The following is a 5,319-nucleotide window of genomic DNA, read 5'->3' on the forward strand; positions in this document are numbered from 1 at the left end:
CCCCAATGCCCGTCGACCCCGCCCCGACGCCCGAGGACCCGGCACCCGCCGAGACCCACGTCGCCGAACAACGCCAGCCGCCGACAGGTCGGGGCCCGCGACGTGGCCGCGCCTACACCCCCTGGAACCCGCCGCTCGCCGGCTTCGGCAGCGATCCGATCCCGCTGTCACCAGAGGCCTTCGCCCAGGTCCTCCCCCAGCTCGAGGCCACGACCGACCGCGACGAGGTCACGACCTTGCTGCTCGACTTCCTCGGCGCAGGGTTCAGCCGCGTGATCCTCTTTGTCCACAGCCACAACGAGCTGCGAGGCCTCGACGCCCGGGGCCAGGATCTGCTCGTCGAGGCCGTCCGCCAGGTCCGAATCCCGAGCACCGGACAGTCGATGTTCTCCGCCGTGCTCGAGCGCGGGGCCCCCTCGTTCGGACCGGCGCAGAGCACCAACACGATCGATCAGGCCTTCTCGCAGGCGCTCGGCGGGATCAAGGGCAACGTCTTGCTGCTCCCGATCACCCTCGGCAGCAAGATCCCGCTGCTGCTGTGGGCCCACGGGACCAATCACCCCGTCGACCCCGGCTCGATCAACGAGCTCAGCGCCGCGGTCAGCACCGCGATCCTGCGGATCATCGCCGCGTCCCGGCGCCAGAGCTAAAACCAACAAGAGAGCGCGGCGGCGGCCAAATAGCTCCGCCGCCGAGCTCCTCTCGTGCCGACCAGATCAGTGCTGGTTCTTGTGCTTCTTGGCGACCGCGACCGCGCTGCTGCGACCGCGCTTGAGCGCCTTTTCGATCTGGCCGAGCAGCTTCTCGTCGCGCTCTTGCTGGGTCGCATCGAGCGCGCTGACCGCTACGGGGAAGTCCTGGTCCGAGAGCTCGACGGCCCACATGCTCAAGCCGGCCCGACGCTCGGCCCGATTCGACTCGAGGATCAAGCGGACGCCGTCGAGCAAGGCCTTGTCACTGCGCGCGAGCTTGGCCTCGAACTTGGAGATCGCCTCCAGCTTCTTCGCCTTGTCCATCCGCTTGGGGTTCTTGGGCAGGTTGGCCTTGGCGGCGATGCCTGCGGCGCTGCCGAGCTTCTTGACCCCGCGGGCGTGGCTCTTCGCCGCCTTGGCTTGCACGGCTTCCGTGTTCTTACTCGTCGTCTTTTTGGTTGCTGCCAACGTCTCTCTCCATCTGACTAGGGTTGGTGACCACCGTCGATCGCGGCCAGCCTATCCCAATGTGCGTGGACATTCCACGCACCGATCTGCGTCTCGACCACGCGCCGCGATCAATCGCGAATGCCCTGCATCGCGCTGAGCAGGGCGATGGGCACGTTCAACTCGAGCGCGAGCCGATCGAGCTGCGCGAGCCAAGCTCGATGTCTGACGGGGAGATCTTCGCCACACTCGGCCGCACGCGGAGGACGAGTGGCGAAGCGAAGATCCGCCCGCGGGCGGCCGCCAAACAAAAATTGTGCGTAGGGGATCAGCCAACGAGGTCGCAGCACTCGCGCCCACCGAGCGACGTCAGCGAAGTCCGGGTGATAACGCAAGAGCTCGGGCCGCCACTTCAATTCGTTGGAGAAGTGCCGCAAACCGCCCGCCAGATACGGTTTACTGTGTTCCTGCTCCGACGAGCCGAACAAGAACAGATCCGGGCGCCCCCAGCTCGCGACCTCGCGGATCGTCTCGTCCATGCCCCCGGCCTCGTCGTGACACGCGTCGACCGTCCCGTAGAGCGAGCGCTCCTTGAACCGAAGGTGATAGGTGAACGCGTCGAAGCGCGAGCCCAGGCCGAAGGCCTCACCGCGAAATTCCGCGAGGCGCAGCCGCAGCGCGCCGATCGACAGGCTGTCGCCCGGGTCGTGCTCACGCACGTCGACGAAGCCAAGCTCGGCCAGGTAGGCCGCGATCGGGGGGTTGGCGGCGCTCGGCTCGTGGCAGCGGGGCACGATCATCGGCGTGTCTCGGCGAACACGGGTCAAGGTCTGAAAGTCGAGGTGGTCCCAGTGGTGATGGCTGATGAGCACCGCCGACGCGAGGTTGAGCAGCTGAAACAGCGGCCGGTCGCGGCCGAGCGCCTCGTTGTCCGGTCGCCCGATCGGATCGACGAGCAGGAGATCTCGCCCGTCACGGACCATCAGGCCCGAGTGACCGAGGAACATGAAGTCCGGCAACGCGTCGACCTCGAGGCCGGCGGCCGCCCGCTCGCGCACGACCCCCGAGCGGACCAGCCGCTCGAGCAGCTCACGGGCGGGCTCGTTGCCCGAGATCCCGGCGATGATCTGAGCGAGCGAGCGCGTGCCGTCGAGCAGCGGCATCAGCCGCATCATTGCGAGCAAGCTCTCCCCCTCCACCGTCACCGCGTCCATGCCGGCCGGCGCCTGCCACAGCAGGCACCAGCGCTTGCCCGGGAACGCGCGCTCGTAGCCTTCGATCGCCGGGCTGCGCAGGTACCAGCGCTCGCCGTCCTCGTCGTGGGCGTAGTGCTCACGGGCGCTCGGGTGGCGCTCGAGGAGCTCGCGCACGTCCGCCGCGCTCGGCCAGCGCAGCTCGAGGCTGTCGAGCAGCACGGCCAGACGCCGGGCCTCGGCGACGACTCCGGGGCGATGATAGACCGACTGCGCGGACCCGGCGATCATCAGCTCGCTGAACTGCGGCGAGATCTGTTCGCGATCGGCGAGCAGACGGAGCATGTCGGCCTCCTTGACCACAAACCAGCGCAGCGGCAGCAACTCCAGGCACGGCTCGCCGCTCATGGTTCGGGCTCCTCGTCGTCGTGATCCGCGAAGCGGTAGACCTCGTCGAGCGCCGCCCAGGCCGACGCGGACAGCCACTCGCGCATCTGCGAGAGCTCGCGCCGACGCATGAACCGGTAGCGCGCATCGACCCGCGGGCGCTGCTCGAGCCAGTTGGCGACGACGAGATGGCACAGGTCGCTCAGCTCCCCCGGCTCGAGCTCGAGCTCTTCATCATCGATCCGCGAGCGCAGGACGAGGCGCTCACGCCCGGGCAGGTTGGCGTAGAACGAGCGCTTGTCCATGATCCCAAACAAGAAGGCGAGGCGCTCGGCCTCGGCCCCGAGCAGCGCTCGGATTCGTGCCCGAGCGGACAGCGGCGCGAGCGTGCACGGGTAGCTCTCGGTCCCGTAGACCGAGTGAAACAAGCCCGCGTCGGACAGGGCCTCGCGGCAGCCCCAGTCGACGAGCAGCGCGTGGGTCCCGAGCAGGTGCGAGAGCAAGCTGTCGCTCGAGTGCGAGAGCGCCATGGCCTCGTGGCTGGTCAGGAACGCCAGCTTGTCGGCGATGTCGGCCATCAGCGGACCCACCCCTGCATGCCGACGAGCTGGGCGTCGACGGCCTCGTGGAGGTACGCGCGATGGCTCTCGAGCCGCGCGAGGTGCTCGCCGCCCGCGAACCCCGACGCGGCCATCGCCGCGAGCTCGTCGACCTGCGCGGCGTCGAAGAAGCGGCGCGCTTCGGGCCGCCGCCACAGGTTCACGAGGGCGAAGTACACGAAGCACGCGTGGACATAGGTGTTGAGGCGCAGCTCGCTGCCCGTCCACGGTGAGTGAAGCGTGCGCTCGATCGCCGCGCGCGGCGAGCTGACCAGATCGACGCTCTGCTCGAGCCGGTAGAGGTAGCTGTGGATCGCCTCGTGGACGAGCGCCGCCGCGATTCGGGCGGTCGAGACGCCCGGGCAGTCGGCGTCGAACAAGGTCGCGCGACCGGTCCGGGGCCGCGAGGAGGCCGAGGTGAAGCCGGCCTCGGCCCGCGCGGCTTTGCGGGGCAAGATCGTGATCAGGGAGCCGACGACCAGCGCGTGGGCGCCGGGGCTGACCAGCTCCAGGGCGTCGAGCGCCTGGCCCAGCTTGGCCACGATCGCCTCGTCGTCGTCGGTGGTCGGCCCCGCGTCGAGCTGCGGCAGCGCGTCGCCCACCGATGGCGGGCGCCGGGCGAAGGGGCTGCGGCAGTCGATGATCAGCGCGTCGATCCTCGGCGCGCCGTAGCTCGAGCCCTCGGCCCTGAGGTGGAGATCCCCGAGCGCGGTCCAGCACGGGCGCCGCGGCGCCGATCGGCTGTCTCGCGCGCGCTCGGCCTCGACCGCCCGGGCGAGGAACGCGAGCGCGGGTTTGCGATGACCGCGATGAAAGGCCAGGAGGTGCGCGAGGGTCTCGGGCGCGCCGAGCAAGCGCAGCAGCGCCGGGCCCGGCAGCCCGAGCAGCGCGCGCGAGAGCCCCTCGTCCCGGGCCTCGTCGAGCACCGCGCGAAGCTCGTGCGAGCAGAACATCAAGTGCTCGCGCCGCAGGGCCTCGCAGCGCTCGGCCACCCGATCGACCTCGGCCGCCGCAAAGGTCTCGAGCAGCCGATCGAGGACGACCTCGCCCGCGAACGCCTCGCTCACCGCGGCCCCGCTGATCGACGCGGATCGTCGACCTCGACCTCGACCTCGACCTCGACCTCGTCGGTCGGGGCGGTGGCCTCCATCTCGCGTAGCGCGTCGAGCACGTCGGGACGCACGAGCGCGGCGTGCTCGGCCAGCGCCGCGCTCAGCCGCCCGTCGCGCAGACCTCGGGCGCAAAAACCCCGGTAGTAGTCGATCTCGCGCCGCGGAAAATAGCGCTCGACGCCCGCGAGGCGCCACAGGTGCAAGAGCCCGTACCACACGAAGGTCGCGTGCACGAGCGCCAGCAGGTGCACGCGCTTGCCCGACCACGGCGAGGTGATGCGCAGCTCGTGGGCGCGGCGCTCATCGACGACGAGCGGGGCGTCCTGCTCGAACAGGTAGAGCAGGATGTGAATGGCCTCGTGGACCAGCGAGCTCGCGATGACCGCGTGGTTGATGCCGTCGAGCTGCGGATTGAAGAGGTTGACCCGCCCGACCATCCCGCGGTTGCTCGAGCCCTTGAAGGTCGGGTTGCGGTCGTCGATGCGCGGCATCAAGGTCCGGATCATCGCCGCCGAGAGCCCGTAGGCTGCAGGGCTGAGCGCGCGCAGGCCATCGGCCGCCGCCACGATCCGAGCCTCGACCCGCGCCCGCTGCTCGGGCGAGAAGGGCACCCCCTCCCCGAAGCTCGGCCGAAAATTACTCTCGACGAGCCGCGCGTCGCGGTAGGGGCTGTCGAAATCAACGATGAAGTGATCGTGGACCCGCGTCGCCCGATGAAGCGCCTGCCCCTGCCCTGCCCCAAACCCCAGATCCCCAAGCGCCGTCCACAGCTCGCCCTCGCCCGCGCCCGCCTCGCCTCGCCCGACAATCTCCTCGGCCCGAACAACATCCGCGAGGAAGCCAACCAACCCCGCATGCTCGCCCTCGTCATAGGTGCACAGCGCATGAC

At 69.7% G+C, this 5,319-nt stretch carries 6 protein-coding genes; 1 reads left to right on the top strand and 5 read right to left on the bottom strand.

Features of this window, described 5'->3' with window-relative positions:
* Window positions 1-650, top strand: a 650-nt coding sequence (locus ENSA5_RS04440; protein WP_181197362.1) for a hypothetical protein, incomplete at its 5' end; no start/stop codon positions are given.
* 66 nt (window positions 651-716) lie between these two features.
* On the opposite strand, the gene ENSA5_RS04445 is transcribed toward ENSA5_RS04440, so the two are convergent.
* From ENSA5_RS04445 to ENSA5_RS04465, 5 genes are all read right to left on the bottom strand, one after another.
* On the bottom strand, window positions 717-1,118 hold the full coding sequence (locus tag ENSA5_RS04445) for a hypothetical protein (protein WP_106390301.1): 402 nt from the start codon (window positions 1,116-1,118) through the stop codon (window positions 717-719).
* 152 nt (window positions 1,119-1,270) lie between these two features.
* Window positions 1,271-2,740 (bottom strand): MBL fold metallo-hydrolase, encoded by a 1,470-nt coding sequence (locus ENSA5_RS04450; RefSeq protein WP_106390302.1) that lies wholly within the window; start codon window positions 2,738-2,740, stop codon window positions 1,271-1,273.
* Complete coding sequence (locus ENSA5_RS04455) at window positions 2,737-3,297, bottom strand: DUF6817 domain-containing protein (RefSeq protein WP_146155318.1); 561 nt, start codon at window positions 3,295-3,297, stop codon at window positions 2,737-2,739. The genes ENSA5_RS04450 and ENSA5_RS04455 overlap by 4 nt, the downstream gene beginning before the upstream one ends.
* Complete coding sequence (locus tag ENSA5_RS04460; RefSeq protein WP_106390304.1) at window positions 3,297-4,385, bottom strand: aKG-HExxH-type peptide beta-hydroxylase; 1,089 nt, start codon at window positions 4,383-4,385, stop codon at window positions 3,297-3,299. Before ENSA5_RS04460 ends, ENSA5_RS04455 begins: the two co-directional genes overlap by 1 nt.
* Window positions 4,382-5,319, bottom strand: a 938-nt coding sequence (locus ENSA5_RS04465; RefSeq protein WP_219906729.1) for an aKG-HExxH-type peptide beta-hydroxylase, incomplete at its 5' end; no start/stop codon positions are given. The genes ENSA5_RS04460 and ENSA5_RS04465, both read right to left, overlap by 4 nt.

The sequence above is a fragment of the Enhygromyxa salina genome (genome assembly GCF_002994615.1).
GTDB classification, from domain to species: domain Bacteria; phylum Myxococcota_A; class Polyangia; order Nannocystales; family Nannocystaceae; genus Plesiocystis; species Plesiocystis salina_A.

Coding starts and splice junctions, on each gene's coding strand:
- ENSA5_RS04450 (WP_106390302.1), bottom strand. CDS start 2,740: ATGAGCGGCGAGCCGTGCCTGGAGTTGCTGCCGCTGCGCTGGTTTGTG.
- ENSA5_RS04455 (WP_146155318.1), bottom strand. CDS start 3,297: ATGGCCGACATCGCCGACAAGCTGGCGTTCCTGACCAGCCACGAGGCC.